We start from the raw sequence: 18,361 nt of genomic DNA on the forward strand, positions 1-18,361 counted from the left end.
CAGCCGATGCCCCCGCTTGGAATCGCCATCATTGGTACCGGCATGATCGGTGCGGTGCATCGCCGCGCGGCACTGCTGGCTGGCGCCGAGGTGCGCGGCGTGGCCGCCTCGTCGCCGCAGCGCGCGCGCGAGGTGGCGCACGCGTGGAATGTCCCGCGCGCCTATCGCGATATCGAGGACGTCGTCGCTGATCCCCAGGTACAGGTCGTGCACATCTGCACGCCCAATCATCTGCACCGCACGATGGCGCAGGCCGCACTGGAAGCCGGCAAGCACGTGATCTGCGAGAAACCGTTGGCGACGACGCTGGACGATGCGCAGGCGCTGGCGGCGCTGGCCGCCTCGACCGGATTGATCGCCACCGTCCCCTTCGTCTACCGCTACCACCCGGTGGTCCGCGAGGCACGTGCACGCATCGCGCAGGGCGATCTGGGGCCACTGCACCTGATCCATGGCAGCTACCTGCAGGACTGGCTGCTGGACCCGGCCAGCAACAACTGGCGGGTTGACCCGGCACTGGGTGGTACATCGCGCGTGTTCGCTGACATCGGGTCGCATTGGTGCGACCTGGTTGAATGGGTCAGCGGCGAGTGCTTCGCCGAAGTGAACGCGGCGTTTGCCACGGTGATCGCCGAACGCAGCGCAACCACCTCCCAGAGCTTCAGCACGCCGGCGACAGACGGCGCAAAGCAAGCGGTCGAGAGCGAGGACGTGGCCGCAGCGATGTTCAGGACCGGCGCGGGCACGCTGGCGTCATTGACGGTCAGCCAGGTCTCGGCCGGACGCCACAACCGGCTCTGGTTCGAGATCGACGGCGCCAACGCCAGCGTGGCGTTCAACCAGGAGGATGCCGAGCGGCTGTGGATCGGCCTGCCCGAACAGCGCGAGGAAATCTTCGTGCGCGGCCCGGGCGCCGGCAGCGCCGAACAACGCCGGTTGTCGCCGCTGCCAGCGGGGCACGCGCAGGGCTACGGGCAGTGCTTCGAAGCGTTCGTGGCCGACACCTATCGCGCCATTGAAGGCGAGCGGCCGCAGGGCCTGCCCACCTTCGAAGACGGCCTGCGCTCGGCGCGGATCGTTGATCGTGTCATTGCATCGGCCAGGTCACGCACCTGGACCACCATCGGTTGAATCCCGGGAGGATCTGTTGATGAACATCCCTGTCCGTAGAACTGCAACCCTCGTCCTGCTGCTGCTCGCAGTCCTGCCCGCCTTCGCAGGGAACACAGCCGGTGCGCAGAAGCCCATCGCCGTGCAGATGTACACGCTGCGCAACGCCGGCCCGCTTGACCAACAGCTGAAGATCGTCCACGACGCGGGCGTGCGTGCGGTGGAAACCGTCGGTACGCAGAATGCAAGCGCTGCGGAACTGAAACAGTTGCTGGACCGTTACTCGATCAAAGCGGTTTCGTCGCACGTTCAGCTGCCCGAGCTGCGCGACAACCTGGATGCCGTGGTGGCCTTCAACCGCTCGATTGGCAACAGCACGCTGGTGGTGCCCTACCTGGACCAGAAGGACCGCCCGCGCGATGCCGCCGGCTGGACCGCATTGGGACGGGAGCTGGGCCGGATTGCCAGGCAGGTGCGCGGCAGGGGGATGCAGCTGGCCTACCACAACCACGACTTCGAGCTGGTCGACTTCAATGGCAGAACCGGACTGGAGCTGCTGTTCGACGCCGCCGGCCCCGAGCTGCAGACCGAACTGGACCTGGCCTGGGTCGCGCGCGCGGGCCTGGACCCGGCCGTGATGCTTGGCAAGTTCCGCGGCCACGTATTTGCGGTACACGCCAAGGACAATGCGCCCAAGGGCCAGGCCGAAGACGAAGGTGGATTCGCTGCGGTCGGGCAGGGCGTGCTGGACTGGAACGCGATCCTGCCAGCCGCCGCCAACGCTGGCGTGCAGTGGTACATCGTCGAACACGACCAGCCACGCGACCCCGCCAAGGTCATCCAGGCCGGCGCGGACTACCTGCGTGAACACCTGACTACCAACCCGCCCACCCGCGCCGACCGCTGACGCATCAAGGAGCCCCACATGAAAATGATCCTGGCAGTGGCCGTGGCTCTGGGCGGCATGAACGTTGCGACGGCAGCGTGGGCCAAGGACGACCCGGCCGCGGGTGCGAAACTCTACGCCCAGCACTGCACTGCCTGCCACGGTGCTGAACGCACCGGTGTACCACCGACGTTCCCGGCGCTCACCGATGTCGGCAAGCGGCTGCAGCCCGCCCAGGTCAAGGACAGGATCAGGAAGGGCGGCGGCCTGATGCCACCCTTCCCGCAGCTGTCACAGCAGGAGATCGATGACATCGCCAGCTACCTGGCGAAGTAGCCGGTGAGCGCTACAGCTCGCGCACCCAGATGTTGCGGTAGCTGACCTTGGAGTCATGTTCCTGCAGATACAGCGGCGCGCACCCATGCGGTGCGTACGAAGGCGCACCGATGTATTCGGTCCTGCCCGCCAGCACGGTGTCGTCCTGTACCAGCACGCCGTTGTGCAGCACGGTGATCCGTGCGGGCGACGTCAGGCCGCCGCCCGGCGAGAAGCGCGGGGCCTTCCAGATGATGTCGTAGACCTGCCACTGGCCCGGTACGCGCGAGGCGTTCACCCGTGGCATGGCCTGCTTGTAGATGGAACCCGCCTGGCCATTGGCATAGGTCGGGTTGTGGTAACTGTCGAGCACCTGCAGTTCATACAGTTCCTGCAGGAAGATCCCGCTGTTGCCCCGGTTCTGGCCGTCGAAGCCCTTCGTTTCGGTGGGCGTTCGCCACTCGACATGCAGCTGGACATCGCAGAAGCGTTGCCGGGTGCGGATGCCCTTGCTGCCCGGAACAACCGTCATGGCGCCTCCGGCAACCTTCCAGGGCACGCGGCCACCCTGCTCCGCCTCCCACGCGGAGACATCCTTGCCATCGAACAGCACGATCGCATCGGACGGTGCCTTGCCAGGTGGCGTTGCCACGGTCGCGGGCACAGGGGTCCACACTTCGGTCTTCTTCGGGTCACGCACAGCGTCGGCATTATCCTGTGCGAACGCAGATGCAGCGGCCAGCAGGCCGGCGGTGATCAACGCAGGGCGGATCATCAGGTTGGTGTCCATCAGCTGGTCCCCCAGGCAGGTGTGCCGGGGACATAGGCGAGGTCACCGTCGTAGCGCCCCGGCACGGCGACGTACTGCAGCACCCCGGTCGCACCGACCTTGGAGGTGAAGAAGCCGAAGATGGCCAGCTGCTTGATCATCGTGAAGTAATGCGGCATGGCTTCGCCCTCTTCGGGCGTTCCGGTCTCGGTCACGTCTGCGTTGCGCGCCTTGGCTTCGGCATCCAGTGTACGCAGCAACCCGGTGCGCGCCTCCGGCGTGAGCGACACGAAGCGGCCACCGGCGCGCTTGTCGATGTCCGCCAGCCCGGCGCGGAACACCGCCTGCTGCCTGGCGGTGTAGCAGTCGCTGACGAACGTCGCCATGAACGCACCGGCGCCCGCGTCCTTCGCCCCGGGTGTCCGGGTCCGCGGCAGGATGGTTTCGGCAATCTCGTCCAGCGTGCCGATTTCGGCATCGGAGAACGCGGCCATCATCCCGGCCGCTGGTGCTTTGCCATGTACCAGCGCTGGCAGGCCAACCATCGCCGCACCGGTGGCGGCGACGATCATCTTCAGCAGTTCGCGGCGATCCATCACAGGTTCCCCGCTTTCAGTTCGCGTACCGCGTGGTCGGCCGCGCGCGCGGTCAGCGCCATGTAGGTCAGCGACGGATTCACGCAGGCGCTGGAGGTCATGCAGGCACCGTCGGTGACGTACACATTGGGCGCATCCCACACCTGGTTGTGCGCGTTCAACACCGAGCTCTTCCGGTCACGTCCCATACGCGCAGTCCCCATCTCATGGATGCCCTTGCCCGGGGCGTAGTCGTTGTCGTGCATCTTCACGTCCTTGACCCCGGCCGCCTCCAGCATCTCGGCGGCGTCAGCGGCCATATCCTTGCGCATCGCCAGTTCGTTGGCACGCATGGCAACGTCCATCGCCAGCACCGGCAGCCCCCACTTGTCCTTGCGGTCGCGGTCCAGGCGGATCGTATTGTCGCGGTGCGGCAGCATTTCACCGAACCCGGTCATGCCGATGCGCCAGTCACCCGGCACGGTCAGCGCCTCCTTCAGGTCGGCACCGATGTTCAGCTCGGCGATCTCGCGCGACCAGCCGGTGCGGCTGGCACCGCCCTGGTAGCCGAATCCGCGCAGGTAGCCACGCTTGTCGGCGGCGACATTGCGGAACCGCGGAATGTAGAAGCCGCACGGACGGCGGCCGAAGTAGTACTTGTCTTCGTAGCCCTCGACCCGGCCCGAGGCGCCCGCACCGAAATGATGGTCCATCACGTTGTGCCCCAGCTCGCCCGACGAAGAACCCAGCCCCCCCTCCCAGACATCGGTGGCCGAGTTCATCAGCAGCCAGGTCGAGTTGAAGGACGATGCGTTGAGGAAGATGACCTTGGCCGTGTACTGATAGGTCTGCCCGGTCTCGGCGTCGATCACCTCCACGCCACGCGCGCGCTTGCGATCCTTGTCGTAGAGCACTTCCTTGACGATCGAGAACGGCCGCAGGGTCAGGTTGCCGGTCTTCATCGCCGCCGGCAGCGTCGCCGACTGGGTGGAGAAGTAGGCACCAAAGGGACAGCCCAGAATGCACTTGTTGCGATACTGGCAGTTCACGCGCCCCTGCTCGGGCATCGGCTGGGTGATGTTGGCAGTGCGCGAGTGGATCATGTGCCGCGTGCCACCAAAGGCCTTCTTGATCCGCGCGGCCACGTCCTTCTCGACGATGTTCAACGGGATCGGCGGCAGGAACTCACCATCCGGCAGCACGTCCAGTCCCTCGCGCGTGCCGGCGATGCCGGCGAACTTTTCCACATGGTCGTACCACGGCGCGATGTCGGCATAGCGGATCGGCCAGTCGGTGGCAATGCCATCCTTGAGGTTGGCTTCGAAGTCCAGGTCGGAAAACCGATAGCTCTGCCGGCCCCACATCAGCGAGCGCCCACCCACGTGGTAGCCACGGAACCAGTCGAAACGCTTGGTTTCGATGTAGGGTGAGTCCTGCTCGTTGGCCCACATTCCTTCCAGGTTCTCGGCGAGGCCGTAGTCGCGCATCAGCACCGGAAAAGCGGCCTTCATCGCCTGCGTTGGCCGATTGCGGTGCGGGAAGTCCCACGCCTCCTTCATCGCGTTGACGTAGTCCTTGACGTGCTCGATGTTACGGCCACGTTCCAGCATCAGGACCTTCAGGCCCTTTTCGGTCAGCTCCTTCGCCGCCCAACCGCCACTGATTCCCGAGCCAACAACAATGGCGTCGTAGTGATTATCTGCCATGGGTTTCTCACCTGGGTGGATATCGTTTCAGACGTCGCAGAGGCGGATCGCCTCGCGCAATGAGGCAACGGCATCGGGCGCGGCAGGCGTGAACTCCTGCGCCAGATACCCCTTGAAACCGGTGTCGCGGATCGCGCGACAGATGGCCGGATAGTTCAGCTCCTGCCGGTCCCCGATCTCGTTCCGGCCGGGCACGCCTGCCGTGTGGTAATGCTTGAAGCAGGCGTGGTGTTTTCCAATGGTGGCGATGATGTCGCCTTCCATGATCTGCATGTGGTAGATGTCGTAGAGCAGGCCGAAGTTGTCCGAGCCGAGCCGCTGGCACAGCTCCACACCCCAGGCAGAGTGGTCGCACAGGTAGTCGCGATGATCGACCCTGGAATTGAGCAGCTCCATCACCAGCACCACGCCGCGCTTCTCGGCATGCCCGAGGATGCGCTTGAGGCCGGCCTCGGCATTGGCCATGCCGTCCTGCGGGTCCATACCGTTGCGGTTGCCGGAGAAGCAGATGAGGTTGCGGTAGCCGGCATCGGCGACCAGGTCGATGTGCCGCGTGTAGCGCTCCACCAGCGGGTCGTGGAATTCGCGGCCGGCAAAGCCCTTGGTCAGGCCCAGCTCCGCGCCATTGCACATCGAGCTGTAGACGCCGTTCGCCTTCAGCGTGGGCCAGTCTTCCGGGCCGACCAGGTCGATGGCGGCGAAGCCGATGTCCTTCACCGTCGTGCAGAGCTGGGCGACCGACAGCTGCGGGAAGGTCCAACGCGCCACGGAGTGCTTCAGGTTGCCCTTGAGCGCTGCGGTGGCGGCGAATGCAGGCAACGCTCCCGCAGTACCCAGGGCTACGCCTCCAGCAACCGCCATGCGCAACGCATCACGCCGCGTGAGGCCCGTCGCCGGAGCCGGTCTGATCGAATGGATGGACATCCACCTGCCGGCCTCCCAACCGGTATCAAACGCAACGATTCACAGCAATGCAATCGATTGCACCATAGGGGATGAAATTGGATGCTTGCAAGTTGCGGTGCACGAAAATTGATGCTGCGAAGCACAATGCCAACGACATCGCGCAGAAAGAAAAGCCCCGCATTGGCGGGGCTTTCTTTTCTAACCAGATCAGTCGCCTGAGATGAAATCTACTGGCTTTTTTCTCAAGCGAGCGAGCAAAGTCACTAGAACTTCGATGCCCCGAGCCAAGGCATTGGCCCTATTCTCAGAGGCATTGAATGATCACCGGGCGTTCGTAGCCTCACGAACCATATCAGCCAGTTCCTGGATGTCTTCGTTCTGCATCCGGGTGCACCCCACCGCCAGGGCCCAGCCCTGCCTCGGAGCCGGCGGATTGCAGAACTGTATAGCTCGCGACGTCGAGCGACATTAGTCAACCAAGCCAAGGCTTCGCGAATCACGTACGCATCAGCTTTTTCCGACGACCGACTCAGAAGCCGTCACATTCACCGCCTGCATTGGCGAGCCGGACAGCTTCACGCAGGGATCGCTGGATGTCCGCCACTGAGCTGCAAATATTCTCGGGCGCCACGTCGAACTTTGCAGCGCCGGCCCGACGTTTGAAAGCAGCAAGTTCGGACATGCATTGCCCTGCCAGCTTTTTGGCATCCAGCTTCGACGCGGCCTGAACCGTTGAATTGCCATGCGCGGCGAGGTAGCACTTGTAGTCCTCGGAAAGCGCTCCATCCATACGAAATCGCGACAGCTCAACCAAGTGCCGAGGAGCGGCAGCACTCCTGCTGCCCCCTATCAAGGCGAGACCAAGCTCAGCACCGTCTGCTCCTACACAAGCATATGGCGTCTGAGAGCACAGTGACTTGCTCTCGGAACTTTTGTGCACCACCAGCGAGGCAAGAATAGAGTGTTCGGCCATCTCAATGTCCGCCGCGAGTCTCTCTGCAAGCGGCCGCGCGGACACGGAAGACCCAAGCAGAACGCAAAGGATGAGGCACGAAATTTGCGCAGTGGTATTCATCGGCTCACCAGAAACGTGGGGGAAGACGGACCAAAAGGCGTTTGCACAGCTGTGTGACCTTATCAGGGATCTGCCAAATGTATTGGTTCCTTGAGCGGGCTCCAAGGCTCGGCCATTGGGCTTGCTTTGGTGAAGAACAGCGCAATTGGGCATAGGCCCGCGGTGACCGTGTCCGCAGGATCTGCGACAGTCCCGCGCCAGTTCGCCAGGCTTATGGCCGTCCTTCGCACGCCGTCATCAAGACCCGCCGAGACCCTGCACAGATCCATAGTCGAAACGGGCCGATGCTGATGATTGCCTCCCCGGCCAGCGATGGACTCGAGCAGACTTCTTCCCGTACTGCTCTCCGTTCTCAAATCTGATTAGCTCAGATGTTTCGTCCCTCATCCATCAACATCTCGCCGTAGGTAGAAGGCTGGGGCACGACCGGATACTGCCAAACGAAAAAAGCCCCCATTCATAAAGATGGGGACCTCTATCAACACTAAAAGTGTCCAGTAGGAATCAGAGCGGTTGTGACTACCAAACGTGTAAACAAATCCTCGCTGGTCAAGCAAGACAGGCGTTCTGTTCGATTGAGCCTGTTCGAACGTAGTCATCTGCACTCGTCAGGTGCACCCGCCAGTCAAGAGCATCGACACAGCCCGGCAGGCGCGCGCCAGGGATATCCCCGCCTTCTAGCCATTCCTTTACTTCATCCAGGCCCAAGAACTTCGCCATCCTCATCATCCAAACCAAGGCAACGCCTGCCTTGGGACGAATCAAAAATAATGTACTCGCGCAAAAGCTTGAGAAATTCATCGAAGACAACGCTGCCAGCCACGCACGGCTGGGAGAGCAACCTCATCAAGGCGTAGAGCTCGTGACGTCGAGCGAAAGTAATCGATCAAGCCAAGGCTTCGCGATTAGCGAACGCGTCAGCTATTCGTCTTCGTCACCTGCAGCCTCAACGATATCGTTGATGAACTGAAGGGCCCTGCGATGCTCTTCGAGGACTGCGTCATGGGCGGGTACACCAGGACAAGCAATCTTGGAGAAGGCATGAATGACCTCCTTAGCTTCCTCATATCGTTCCAGCCGAAGCAGGCAGTCCACGAGTCCAGACGCGACCAACACATCGCGAGGACGAAGCTTCTCAAGCGCACGAAGCGCCCAGAGGGACAACTCCGCATCATCGCTCCGAAAACCAATCCCAACAAGAAACAACCACGCGACCGCACTAGCGGGATCGCGCCTTACAAGATCCAAAAGGTGGTGACGCGCGCCATTGTCGTCACCCGCCTCAAGCATCTTGGTAATTTCATTAATATCCATCAAGGTCGCTCTGCTTCATTAACTTCTGACACCGATAGGGAACGCACCCAAGCATGCAGCGTGCCAAGTTCCCACCCCAGACGCCCGGCTGATCGAAATCAACCTTAGCGCGCGTGCAGGTAGTCTTACAGCCCTGAATATGGCTTTGGCAGTCAGCAATGAAGTCATCGTCATCCCCGTCGGCACACGCAGATCTGATCAATGCAACAGCCATCCGCGACGCTGGGCTATTCGGATTCAGAATGCCGTTCGGACCTGCCCCCAACATCTCACCCACCTTAACGGCATTTCTGAGGCTATCGCTGTTGATCTTTGGGCCAAAACCCCAGTTACCGTTCGGGTTGCTGAGGTCTGTCCCATTGTACGCCCCAACGGCACCCGGGCCGCCCGTGACCGCGGGGGGCGGGGGCAGCAAAGGAATTGCCTGCATCCCATCGGGGTCAATCGAGGTAAGCGGGTTGCCCTTCACGTAGCCATAGGTGCTGATTCCCCCCTGCAATCCGAGCGGGTCTGACGTCACGAAGCGGCCACTGGCGGGATCGTAGTCACGCTGAAGGTTGTAGTGAAGGCCGCTTTCAGCGTCGTATCGCTGCCCAGGGAAGCGCATTGCGAACTCAGAAAGCGTGTCGTCCTGGTCCGGATCCTCGTTTGGTGCCGTCGCACCGAACGCTTCCCCCTTCAGATCCCAACTCCAAACTGCGACGTCACGGGTTGGGTCAACGACAACGCGAGGGGTGCCCAGATGATCCGGCTGAACGTAGTAGAGGGCGCTGCCCTTCAACAATCCGACGGGCAGGTTGTCCGACCAGATCACCTGCTGAAGTGCAATACCCGGTCGCCGAAAGCCACCGACGCGGCCCTGGAGGCGTCTTGATTGCTCAAGCTGAAGCGCCTCCTATTGACAATCAGATGACTGGACCTCAACCAGGAGAGGGAATGCCCCTCTCCTGACATCTTCAATCACCGCTCCCAGTTCGGCCGTCACCCAACGACGGCTGCTCCGCACGCATTCGCTCTTCAATCAAACTCAGTGCGTCCTCGTGTTCTTCCAAGACTGCATCGTGGAAGGGAGCGCCTCTTTTGGCCACCTTACGGAAGGAGAGGATTACCTCGCGGGCCTCCTGGTAGCGCTCGATACTCATAAGTGCATCGACCAGCCCAGACGCCACATAGGCATCGTGAGGGCGGGTCTTTTCGAGTGCCCGAAACGCGCGAAGGGACAATTCTGCGTCATTCGCGCGCATGCCGATGGCTGCGAGAAGTAGCCAAGCCCCTTCCGTTTCATGGCCTTGGTCAACGAAATCAATCAGCCAAGCGCGCGCTCTAGGAACGTCTCCCGCTTCAAGCCAGCTTTTTACTTCATCGAATTCCATTGAGGTCATCTTCAGTTATTTTGTCTTGGCAACGCCAAGATACGCATCCAGTAAGGCAACGGGCCCTGCTTCCACCCCATACTCCCTTAAGGTCGGGATCCCTGCGAGCGCGACTGCAGATTGACACGCAGTGCTCAATCTCCTTCCTGCAGTCCTCATCCTTGTCTCTGTCCGAGCAGGCTTGCTTCAGCACTGCCAATGACATCTGCGACGTAGCGCTATTGGGATTGAGCAAACCATTGGGACCGATCCCCATCATTTCTTGGAGCATCAAAACATTCTTGAGGGAGTCCAAGTTGATTTTCGGACCAAAATCCCAATTGCCGTTCGGATTGCTGAGGTCTGTCTCATTGTACGCCCCAACGGCACCCGGGGCGCCCGTGACCACGGGGGGCGGGGGCAGCAAAGGAATTGCCAGCATCCCATCCGGGTCAACCGAGGTGAGAGGGTTGCCCTTCACGTAGCCATAGGTGCTGATTCCCCCATGCAATCCGAGCGGGTCTGACGTCACGAAGCGGCCACTGGCGGGATCGTAGTCACGCTGAACGTTGTAGTGAAGGCCGCTCTCAGCGTCGTATCGCTGCCCAGGGAAGCACATCGCGAACTCAAACAGCGTGCCATCCTGGTCCGGATCCTCGTTTGGTGCCGTCGCACCGAACGCTTCCTGGCCATCCACAGATTGCCCAGTGCAAACAGCATCATCAGGCGATCGGTGTTCTTCTGCAGGCCCCGGTAGCGCACTTTGGCGTAGCCAAACTGCTGTTTGATCACTCGAAACGGATGTTCCACTTCCGTCCGCACGCTGGCTTCGATCTTCTCGGCCTCATCCAGCAGCTGGTGCTGTGTCTGCTTGAGGTCCAGTGCCTTGCGCTTGCCTGGGCGCATGGCCGCGTGCTATTTCGCCTTGCTGCCCTGCAGTTCCTGGCGCTTGTCCACGCCTTGGTAGCCCGCATCGCCCCACGCATGCTTTTCCTTACCGTGCAGCAAGCCCACTGCCTGCGTCACGTCGTTGACGTTGGCCGCCGTGCCAATGACGGTATGCACCAGGCCTGTGTCGGCATCCACGCCAATGTGCGCCTTCATGCCGAAGTACCACTGATTGCCCTTCTTGGTCTGGTGCATTTGCGGATCGCACTGCCCATCCTTGTTCTTGGTCGAGCTGGGCGCGGCAATGAGGGTGGCATCGACAATGGTGCCGGTCTTGAGCATCAAGCCTTGCTGAGCCAGGCCGGTGTTGATTGCAGCCAGTATCTGCGGGGCCAGCTGGTGTTTTTCCAGCAGATGGCGAAAACGCAAGATGGTGGTTTCATCAGGCATGCGTGCTGCGCCATCAAGGCCGGCAAAGCGCCGATACAGCGGCCGCTCGTGCAGTTCTTCCCCCATCGCAGGATCACTCAGGTTCCACCACAGTTGCAGGCAGTGAATGCGCAACATGGGCTCAATGGGAAACGGCGGGCGCCCGCCCAAGACTCGGTGCGCACCGCGAGCGAACGGGGCAATGAGGGCCACCAGTGCTGCCCAGGGCACAACCCGGTTCATTTCGTCGAGAAAGACTTGCTTGCGGGTCTTCTTGGGCAGTGGGTCCAAGCTCAGGGTGATTTGATCCATAGAGCAATTGTCATGGATGCTTGACGTTAATTACAGATCTGCCAGGGGAGGTTTTGCAGACTTTCCCTAAGCGACCCAGGCAAGTTCTACCCGTAGATCTGCAACTGTTGCCTGGGCCTTACCGAATTCTGAAGGAGGGCTTGGGCGCCCCTGCGAGCGTTCGCATCGGATTCCATTTGGAATTACCCTAAAGCCCTCACCGCTCGGATCAAACAGATGACCATTGATGTCAGCGGCCTGTTGGCCAAAGAACTCAAAGCCCTCATCACTCAGGCAGAAAAACAGCAAACCAAAGTGCTGACTCGGCCCAAAGCCGCAGCCATGCGAGCTAAGATCAACAAATAAGTCAAGGATCATGCTTACACGATAGAGGAGTTGTATGCCCTCCCCTCAGCAGCGACGGCAGACAAGCCAAAGAATGCAAAAGGTCGGAAAATCACCCAAAGCCGTAAGTTGGGCAAGGTGGCTCCGAAGTATCGCAATCCGGCGAATCCTGAAGAGACCTGGACTGGGCGCGGAAGGCAGCCTAAGTGGATGGCCCTGCTGGTTGCTAAGGGAGCATCGCCTCAAGATTTCCTGATTAGTTAATCCTGCCACCAACCAAGGCGGCCGGCTACTGCATTGCATGCAGCCGGCCGATGAATGACGCAGGACCAGCTGTCAGGGTGAGCCTGAGCTCCTGTCTATAGCCTCAAGTCTATCGTTGATGAACTGAAGTGCTCTGCGATGTTCTTGCAGCACGGTATCGTGAGCAGGAATTCCAGGAACGGCTGCATCCGAAAAGGCGCGAATGACCTCCTTCGCCTCGCCATAGCGCTCCAGCTGAATCAAACAGTCCACCAACCCAGAAACAACGAACGCATCACGCGGTCGGGTTTTTTCAAGCTGGCGCAACGCTTGCAGCGATAGATTCGCGTCATTTGTTCGAAAACCGAGGCCGACCAACAATAGCCAAGCGCGCTCGGAAGAGGGATCACGCTCAATGATCTCCAACAGTTGCTTACGAGCACCATCCAAGTCGCCCGACTCCAGCAGCAACTTGGCACTCCTAATATCCATTGACATCGCTCTCCTTGATCAAGTCTTGACAGCGGTGCGGGACGCAGCCGGTCATGCAACGAACGAAGCTTCCCCCCCACACACCAGGCTGTCTGAAGTCACCGCCTGCGCGCGTGCATGTCACTTTGCAGGCTTGAATGTGCTCTTGGCAGTCTGCCTCGAGATCATCCTCCCCATCCGCACATGCCGACCGAATCAACGCAACCGCCATCTTGGACGCGGAACTCTGCGGGTTCAGGATACCATTCGGTCCAAGAAGACCGTTTGGCCCAACCCCCAGCATCTCACCCGCCTTAAGGGCATTACTAAGGCTATCGCTGTTGATCTTTGGACCAAAATCCCAATTGCCGTTCGGATTGCTGAGGTCGCCCCCATTGTACGCCCCAACGGCACCCGGGGCGCCCGTGACCACGGGGGGCGGGGGCAGCAAAGGAATTGCCAGCATCCCATCCGGGTCAACCGAGGTGAGAGGGTTGCCCTTCACGTAGCCATAGGTGCTGATTCCCCCCTGCAGTCCGAGCGGGTCTGACGTCACGAAGCGGCCACTGGCGGGATCGTAGTCACGCTGAACGTTGTAGTGAAGGCCGCTTTCAGCGTCGTATCGCTGCCCAGGGAAGCGCATCGCGAACTCAAACAGCGTGCCGTCCTGGTCCGGATCCTCGTTTGGTGCCGTCGCACCGAACGCTTCCCCCTTCAGATCCCAACTCCAAACTGCGACGTCACGGGCTGGGTCAACGACAACGCGAGGGGTGCCCAGATGATCCGGCTGAACGTAGTAGAGCGCGCTACCCTTCAGCAATCCGACAGGCAGGTTGTCCAACCAAATCACCTGCTGACGCGCAATACCCGCCTGGTCGTATTCCCCCAGCCATTGCCCGCGCTCATCGTAGAGACTCAGCGCTGAGGCATCTCCGGCCTTACGGGCGATCTGCTGGCCAAGATCGTTGTAATGGTATTCCGCAGCAACCGTGCCGTTTCGCTTCACGGCACTCAGGCGTCCCATTGCATTGTAAGCAAACTCCCGTTCCACGCCTTGGATCGAAAGCGTATTGCCAGCCGCATCGTAGGCACGCGACACGCCCCCGACGCTTTGCAGGCGATGACTGTCTGACGGATAGACGTAGGCTTGATCAACTCCATTGACCTTCGCGGACGTGCGATTGCCCGTGGCGTCGTAGGTGTAGCTGTCGATGATCGAGCCAGTCGCCGCATCCTTGAAGGCAGTCAGTCGGCTCAATGCGTCATAGGTCAGCGATACGGACGTTGCCCCAGTCCCTCCGGAGGTGAGGCCGGTCAACTCGCCCACGGCACTGAACGAGAAGGCTGCATTCAGTGCTCCCGAGCCACTGCCGATCAACGCTGACGGACGGTAATCCTGGTCAACGTCTCGCGCCAGCGTACGCCCGTTGCCGTAGGCCCAGCCCGCAGTGGGGCCGAAGGGATGGCGCTTTGCACTGGAAAGCAACACGACACGAGCAGCCCCCGGTCGCGTCACGCCGATCTCGGTGACCATGCCGGCTGCATCTCGCTTGTAGTCCGCCACCATTCCGTCAGGATAGGTGACAGAACGAAGTCGGCCAGCATTGGTATAGGCATAGCTGACGCCTACGCTCGGCCCCGATGACGTCTGCACCTTGCGCGTCACATTGCCGGCGCGATCGTAGCAATACTGGGTTTTAGCGCCGTCATCCTGCATGGATGAGAGCCGCCCGCTTGCAAACGACTCACCAGCTGAGCAGATGTCCTCGACTTGGTCATACACGTATGACGCAACAATCGCTTGGTCCCCATAAACCTTGCGCACCACGCGTCCCAGGGCATCGTATGTGTAGCTGCTAGCCGTGCCATTGGCGTCAACCTGCTTCGCCGGCTGCCCTGCACTGTTGTAACTGGCAGTGGTTGCGCCCGTGTCAGGACTCTGGCGGCTCAACAAGTCGCCCAGCCCTGAATAGCCGTAAATGGTCGCCAGGCCTTTGGGATCGACCACCTTGGTGGTCCGGCCTTCGACGTCATACTCGTATCGCGTCTCGACCGCCATTCCGGAAACGTCCTGAAGCACCCTGCTGGGCCTTCCATAGGGATCGTAGTCAAACTGCGTCTTGCGCTTCAGGGCATCGGTGATGAGCTGGACGTTGTTCGCCAGGTCATACGTAAAGTCGGTTGAATTCCCCGCTGCCGTCTTCTGGGACACCAGTTGCCCCAACTTGTTGTAAACGCGAGAGAGCGAACGCTTCAGTCCACCACCTGCGTCGAACACCTCCTCTTTGGTGCGATTGCCTGCCACATCGAGGGTGTAGCGAATGTGGTTCCCGGCCCCGTCATTGATCTGGACGAGACGGTGCGCATCATCGTAGGTGTAGCTGAGGGATACTCCATCGGGGTCAACAAGCGATGCGACATTACCTGTCGCATCATAGGAAAGGGAGGTCACTCGATCGTTGGTAGACGCAGCTCCGTCCACGCTGTTCCGCGCAGTTATCGAGGTGAGCTTGCCTCGAGTGGAATAGCCAAAATCATGGATCGTGCCGGTCGCGTCTCGAAGGCGGCTGACACGTCCATTTCGGTCGTAGGCCAGCCGTGTCGTCACTTGACCGAGAGCATTGATCTCGGACTGAAGGTCACCAGCGCGGTGGCAGGAGCCCCCGAGAACGCCGCAACCCGACTCATCCGCGGTCAGGTAGTAGCTGTACCTGGTAACGTCCTGAACATCGGACCGCGGCCCGTCTTCGGCAAGGACAAGACCGACTTGCGGGCATTGGGTGGCATCCACCGCCGAGCAGTAGGCGGCGGTCCATTGACGAACCCCAGCGGGCGCATTGGTCGCAGCTCCGCACGCATACCCGACCGCAGCCGAATTGGCAGGATCCACCTCGCACCGCGCGACCTCCAGGCCCAACGCGTTGTACTTCCATGAACTGCTGGAAACGGCCACGCCCGCAGAGTTCTTTACCACCCGACTCAGGGGCAAACGGAGTGCGCTATCCCACGTGGTCGTCGTGGTGCGCTGCTGGGGGGTGTCGGCGGCGTCAACCTGTTCGGCCAGCAACCCGTCTGCCGTGTAAGTGGTCCTTGTAGTGATTCCCTTGAAGTCCGTGACCGACGCCGGGTAGCCGTTCACGTCATAGGTCATGGCCTTGTAGGGTTGGTTGCATTGGTCACCGCAGGCGGCCGAACCGCCCGCGGGCATTAGACGCCCCTTTCCTGTATCCACGAAGCCTAACTTGGAAGTGGCTCCGAGTGGCCCCTTGACGGTTACTGGCAGCGTTCCCTTCCAGGTGGAAGCGGCGTAGTCCAAGGTTGTGGTATCAACTCCGCCAGCGAACTCTGCGTGATAGGCGCGATGGTTGTAGTCGAATTTAATGGTCTCGTAACGAACGCCTTTCTCATCCACAATCCCTGTGAGGAAAGACGTGCCTGCAACAGTGGGACTGTTTGCTGTTTCGTTGTAGATGTAGCCCTTGCTTGTGGTATCCGGATAGGTCACCGAGGCAAGCTGTCCTGCGGGGTTGTAGCCAAACGTTTGCGATGCACCGTCTGGCAACATCATCGTGGTCAAACGCGATGATGCATCATACTTAAAGTTCAAGGTGCGCCCGCTGACGTCGCCAACAGTCAACAGGAGCCCAGCGACTGGCGCCACGTCTGCCGGCGTGGTTGCGTCTGAATACTGCAAGGACAGAAGCTTCCTGCCTGCAGAGTCATAGACCTCCTTCAGCAAGCCTGTTGCATCGTAGATTTCGGTCTGGCGGTTGGCCGCTAACTGCAATGCATAGCCAGTGCCCGCCTCTCGATCGACGAGCACGTCTGCGACATCAGCATCGACGATCCAGCCGCTCGGGGTTCGAGTGAACAGCTCTGAACTGCCATCCGGCCGAATGGCACGGATGAACGTGCGGTCTCCGGCCGCTCCCGTGGTGGGTGCAAGCACTTCGAGTCGCCGATCAAAAAGATGGCGCCACTGACGACCCAAAGAAGAACCCGGGGCACGAGCAGAACTGTTGTAGAACCGCCGGAACATCAGGCCTGACGGAGACTCGAAGTCCGTTTCCTGCCGATAGAAGTTGCCAGTGGAGGTATTGATCGGATCACCCTCAAACGGGCTTCCTGGATCACGGGCATTTGCCTTTGAGGCACTGTCAGCAGCACCTCGAGCCCCAGTTCCATCGGTAGCGGAGCCAAGCCCGGCCGAACAACGCTTCTGGCACCCGCCGAAATTCTTCTGGGGCTGTCCAATCAATATCTCGGAAGCAAAAACGTTGTCACTAACACTTCCATTGACGTAGATCGTCGCAGCCCAGCCGTCGGTGCCGTATCGCACCGTGACAACGGGCGGCTTGGTGCACTTGGGGTCCTGTTGGCAAGGGGCTTGAATCTTCCCAACCAGGAAATTGACCGCAGCACCGATGCTCTCAAACGAGCCAACCCCGCGAAACGACTGGACCTTGTAGGGAGGACCGTAGTAGGTGGCTGCACTTGCCGTCGATGCACCGCCTAATGCCAGGCAGAATGAGAGAATCGCGGCAGCCTTGTGACTGCGCAGGGGCATTGCAAATGCCATTGGTACACGCTCCATGTGAAATACAACTGGCAAGTCCGGCCAAAGGACTCCATCCGACATCAATCCCTAATGCGCGGAACGAACATCTTCTCCCCCCAACCTTGCTGGGGATGGGCAAATCCTAGAGCAAGCTAATGACAGATTTTGTGCGACAAGACAAGCTTTGAAGAAGCACACCGCAATTGAGCATAGGCCCGCGGTAACCGTGTCCACAGAGTATGCGACAGCCCCGCGCCAGCTCGTTAGGCTTATGCCTGTCCTTCGCACGCCGTATCAAGACCCGCCGAAGCCATGCACCAGCGATGGGTTCGAGCAGACGGCTTTCCCGTGCCGCTCTCCATTCTGATTCGCTATGGTGTGTCGCCAGTCATCCATCAACACCCTGCCGCAAGTAGATGGTTAGATCACGGCCGGATTCTGCCTAACGAAAAAAAGCCCCCATCCACAACGATGAGGGCCTCTATCAACACTAAAACCGTCAAGTAGGAATCAGAACGGAATATCGTCGTCAGCAAAGTCGTCCATCGGCGGCGCCTGCTGCGGCTGCGGACGCTGGTTGCCGCCCTGGTTGCCGTAACCGCCACCCTGGTTGCCGCCCTGGTTTCCATAGCCACCGCCCTGGCCGCCACGCTGGCCACCGCCGCCATACTCCTGGCGCGGCGCCTGCTGGCGCTGCGGACGATCGCCGCCGTAGTTGCCGCCACCACCGCCGCCGCCTTCACCGCGGCCGCCCAGCATCTGCATTTCATCGGCGATGATATCGGTGGAGTACTTCTCCACGCCGTCCTGGCCGGTGTACTTGTCGTAACGCAGGCTGCCTTCGACGTAGACCGAGCTGCCCTTGCGCAGGTACTCGCCGGCGATCTCGCCGAGCTTGCCGAAGAACACCACGCGGTGCCATTCGGTGCGCTCCTGCTGGTTGCCATCCTTGTCCTTGCGGACGCTGGTGGTGGCCAGGCTGATGCGGGTGATCGCCATGCCGCCCTGGGTGTACTTCACGTCCGGGTCGTTGCCGAGATTGCCGACCAGGATGACTTTATTGATGCCGCGCGCCATAGGTACCTTCGTCCGTTGTCCAAGGGCAGACCGCCAGTGATAGCACAGCCC

Annotated in this window: 16 protein-coding genes and 3 pseudogenes; 5 read left to right on the forward strand and 14 right to left on the reverse strand. The window is 60.7% G+C overall.

Features of this window, described 5'->3' with window-relative positions; all coding sequences use genetic code 11:
- Nucleotides 1-6 precede the first annotated feature (6 nt).
- The 3 genes from N5E02_RS05540 to N5E02_RS05550 are packed head-to-tail and all read left to right on the forward strand — an operon-like array spanning nucleotide 7 to nucleotide 2,332.
- A complete protein-coding gene (locus N5E02_RS05540) occupies nucleotides 7-1,131 on the forward strand; it encodes a Gfo/Idh/MocA family oxidoreductase (protein WP_065186012.1) in 1,125 nt (374 codons plus the stop codon).
- A 19-nt stretch (nucleotides 1,132-1,150) separates the two neighbouring features.
- Nucleotides 1,151-2,017 carry a sugar phosphate isomerase/epimerase gene (locus N5E02_RS05545; RefSeq protein ID WP_164092698.1) on the forward strand — a complete coding sequence of 289 codons (867 nt, stop codon included), beginning with the start codon at nucleotides 1,151-1,153 and terminating at the stop codon, nucleotides 2,015-2,017.
- Between the two features lie 18 nt (nucleotides 2,018-2,035).
- Nucleotides 2,036-2,332: a cytochrome c gene (locus tag N5E02_RS05550; RefSeq protein WP_005415640.1), complete on the forward strand. Its 297-nt coding sequence runs from the start codon at nucleotides 2,036-2,038 to the stop codon at nucleotides 2,330-2,332.
- Between the two features lie 10 nt (nucleotides 2,333-2,342).
- Here N5E02_RS05550 and N5E02_RS05555 read toward each other — a convergent pair whose 3' ends face one another.
- From N5E02_RS05555 to N5E02_RS05605, 11 genes and pseudogenes are all read right to left on the reverse strand, one after another.
- Complete coding sequence (locus tag N5E02_RS05555) at nucleotides 2,343-3,101, reverse strand: DUF1080 domain-containing protein (RefSeq protein ID WP_279946012.1); 759 nt, start codon at nucleotides 3,099-3,101, stop codon at nucleotides 2,343-2,345.
- Nucleotides 3,101-3,676, reverse strand: a complete 576-nt coding sequence (locus N5E02_RS05560; protein ID WP_005415638.1) for a gluconate 2-dehydrogenase subunit 3 family protein — start codon at nucleotides 3,674-3,676, stop codon at nucleotides 3,101-3,103. Before N5E02_RS05560 ends, N5E02_RS05555 begins: the two co-directional genes overlap by 1 nt.
- The gene (locus N5E02_RS05565) at nucleotides 3,676-5,361 is read right to left on the reverse strand and encodes a GMC family oxidoreductase (protein ID WP_279946013.1); all 1,686 of its coding nucleotides are present in this window, start codon (nucleotides 5,359-5,361) and stop codon (nucleotides 3,676-3,678) included. Before N5E02_RS05565 ends, N5E02_RS05560 begins: the two co-directional genes overlap by 1 nt.
- 27 nt (nucleotides 5,362-5,388) lie before the next feature.
- A complete protein-coding gene (locus N5E02_RS05570) occupies nucleotides 5,389-6,285 on the reverse strand; it encodes a TIM barrel protein (RefSeq protein ID WP_235649505.1) in 897 nt (298 codons plus the stop codon).
- 511 nt (nucleotides 6,286-6,796) lie between these two features.
- Complete coding sequence (locus N5E02_RS05575) at nucleotides 6,797-7,342, reverse strand: Imm57 family immunity protein (protein ID WP_196769394.1); 546 nt, start codon at nucleotides 7,340-7,342, stop codon at nucleotides 6,797-6,799.
- Nucleotides 7,343-7,891: 549 nt separating this feature from the next.
- Nucleotides 7,892-8,062, reverse strand: a complete 171-nt coding sequence (locus tag N5E02_RS05580) for a hypothetical protein (RefSeq protein WP_196769395.1) — start codon at nucleotides 8,060-8,062, stop codon at nucleotides 7,892-7,894.
- A 201-nt stretch (nucleotides 8,063-8,263) separates the two neighbouring features.
- A complete protein-coding gene (locus tag N5E02_RS05585; protein ID WP_235649504.1) occupies nucleotides 8,264-8,656 on the reverse strand; it encodes a hypothetical protein in 393 nt (130 codons plus the stop codon).
- A 418-nt stretch (nucleotides 8,657-9,074) separates the two neighbouring features.
- A pseudogene (locus tag N5E02_RS05590) lies at nucleotides 9,075-9,476 on the reverse strand (RHS repeat-associated core domain-containing protein); the annotation flags it as partial.
- A 136-nt stretch (nucleotides 9,477-9,612) separates the two neighbouring features.
- The gene (locus N5E02_RS05595) at nucleotides 9,613-10,029 is read right to left on the reverse strand and encodes a hypothetical protein (RefSeq protein WP_049416238.1); all 417 of its coding nucleotides are present in this window, start codon (nucleotides 10,027-10,029) and stop codon (nucleotides 9,613-9,615) included.
- The gene (locus N5E02_RS05600; protein ID WP_081280875.1) at nucleotides 10,016-10,705 is read right to left on the reverse strand and encodes an RHS repeat-associated core domain-containing protein; all 690 of its coding nucleotides are present in this window, start codon (nucleotides 10,703-10,705) and stop codon (nucleotides 10,016-10,018) included. Before N5E02_RS05600 ends, N5E02_RS05595 begins: the two co-directional genes overlap by 14 nt.
- Nucleotides 10,690-11,637, reverse strand: a pseudogene (locus N5E02_RS05605) (IS5 family transposase); the annotation flags it as partial. The gene N5E02_RS05600 and the pseudogene N5E02_RS05605, both read right to left, overlap by 16 nt.
- Before the next feature lie 216 nt (nucleotides 11,638-11,853).
- Here N5E02_RS05605 and N5E02_RS05610 point away from each other — a divergent pair.
- Nucleotides 11,854-11,982 (forward strand): hypothetical protein, encoded by a 129-nt coding sequence (locus N5E02_RS05610; protein WP_279946017.1) that lies wholly within the window; start codon nucleotides 11,854-11,856, stop codon nucleotides 11,980-11,982.
- Between the two features lie 15 nt (nucleotides 11,983-11,997).
- Nucleotides 11,998-12,225 (forward strand): annotated as a pseudogene (locus N5E02_RS05615) (H-NS histone family protein); the annotation flags it as partial.
- A gap of 72 nt (nucleotides 12,226-12,297) precedes the next feature.
- Here the strand turns inward: N5E02_RS05615 and N5E02_RS05620 are convergent.
- The 3 genes from N5E02_RS05620 to N5E02_RS05630 form a co-directional block, all read right to left on the reverse strand.
- The gene (locus N5E02_RS05620) at nucleotides 12,298-12,702 is read right to left on the reverse strand and encodes a tetratricopeptide repeat protein (protein WP_279946018.1); all 405 of its coding nucleotides are present in this window, start codon (nucleotides 12,700-12,702) and stop codon (nucleotides 12,298-12,300) included.
- A complete protein-coding gene (locus tag N5E02_RS05625) occupies nucleotides 12,686-17,269 on the reverse strand; it encodes an RHS repeat-associated core domain-containing protein (protein WP_279946019.1) in 4,584 nt (1,527 codons plus the stop codon). The genes N5E02_RS05620 and N5E02_RS05625 overlap by 17 nt, the downstream gene beginning before the upstream one ends.
- A gap of 474 nt (nucleotides 17,270-17,743) precedes the next feature.
- Entirely contained in the window at nucleotides 17,744-18,310 is a 567-nt protein-coding gene (locus tag N5E02_RS05630; protein WP_164229256.1) for a single-stranded DNA-binding protein, read from the reverse strand.
- Between the last annotated feature and the right edge of the window lie 51 nt (nucleotides 18,311-18,361).

It is taken from the genome of Stenotrophomonas sp. GD03777 (assembly GCF_029842485.1).
Lineage (GTDB): Bacteria > Pseudomonadota > Gammaproteobacteria > Xanthomonadales > Xanthomonadaceae > Stenotrophomonas > Stenotrophomonas sepilia.

What these genes read in the sequence shown, in the direction of transcription:
- N5E02_RS05540 (WP_065186012.1), top strand. Translation starts at nt 7, where the DNA reads ATGCCCCCGCTTGGAATCGCCATCATTGGTACCGGCATGATCGGTGCG.
- N5E02_RS05545 (WP_164092698.1), top strand. Translation starts at nt 1,151, where the DNA reads ATGAACATCCCTGTCCGTAGAACTGCAACCCTCGTCCTGCTGCTGCTC.
- N5E02_RS05550 (WP_005415640.1), top strand. Translation starts at nt 2,036, where the DNA reads ATGAAAATGATCCTGGCAGTGGCCGTGGCTCTGGGCGGCATGAACGTT.
- N5E02_RS05555 (WP_279946012.1), bottom strand. Translation starts at nt 3,101, where the DNA reads ATGGACACCAACCTGATGATCCGCCCTGCGTTGATCACCGCCGGCCTG.
- N5E02_RS05560 (WP_005415638.1), bottom strand. Translation starts at nt 3,676, where the DNA reads ATGGATCGCCGCGAACTGCTGAAGATGATCGTCGCCGCCACCGGTGCG.
- N5E02_RS05565 (WP_279946013.1), bottom strand. Translation starts at nt 5,361, where the DNA reads ATGGCAGATAATCACTACGACGCCATTGTTGTTGGCTCGGGAATCAGT.
- N5E02_RS05570 (WP_235649505.1), bottom strand. Translation starts at nt 6,285, where the DNA reads ATGTCCATCCATTCGATCAGACCGGCTCCGGCGACGGGCCTCACGCGG.
- N5E02_RS05575 (WP_196769394.1), bottom strand. Translation starts at nt 7,342, where the DNA reads ATGAATACCACTGCGCAAATTTCGTGCCTCATCCTTTGCGTTCTGCTT.
- N5E02_RS05580 (WP_196769395.1), bottom strand. Translation starts at nt 8,062, where the DNA reads ATGGCGAAGTTCTTGGGCCTGGATGAAGTAAAGGAATGGCTAGAAGGC.
- N5E02_RS05585 (WP_235649504.1), bottom strand. Translation starts at nt 8,656, where the DNA reads ATGGATATTAATGAAATTACCAAGATGCTTGAGGCGGGTGACGACAAT.
- N5E02_RS05595 (WP_049416238.1), bottom strand. Translation starts at nt 10,029, where the DNA reads ATGGAATTCGATGAAGTAAAAAGCTGGCTTGAAGCGGGAGACGTTCCT.
- N5E02_RS05610 (WP_279946017.1), top strand. Translation starts at nt 11,854, where the DNA reads ATGACCATTGATGTCAGCGGCCTGTTGGCCAAAGAACTCAAAGCCCTC.
- N5E02_RS05620 (WP_279946018.1), bottom strand. Translation starts at nt 12,702, where the DNA reads ATGTCAATGGATATTAGGAGTGCCAAGTTGCTGCTGGAGTCGGGCGAC.
- N5E02_RS05625 (WP_279946019.1), bottom strand. Translation starts at nt 17,269, where the DNA reads ATGGAGCGTGTACCAATGGCATTTGCAATGCCCCTGCGCAGTCACAAG.
- N5E02_RS05630 (WP_164229256.1), bottom strand. Translation starts at nt 18,310, where the DNA reads ATGGCGCGCGGCATCAATAAAGTCATCCTGGTCGGCAATCTCGGCAAC.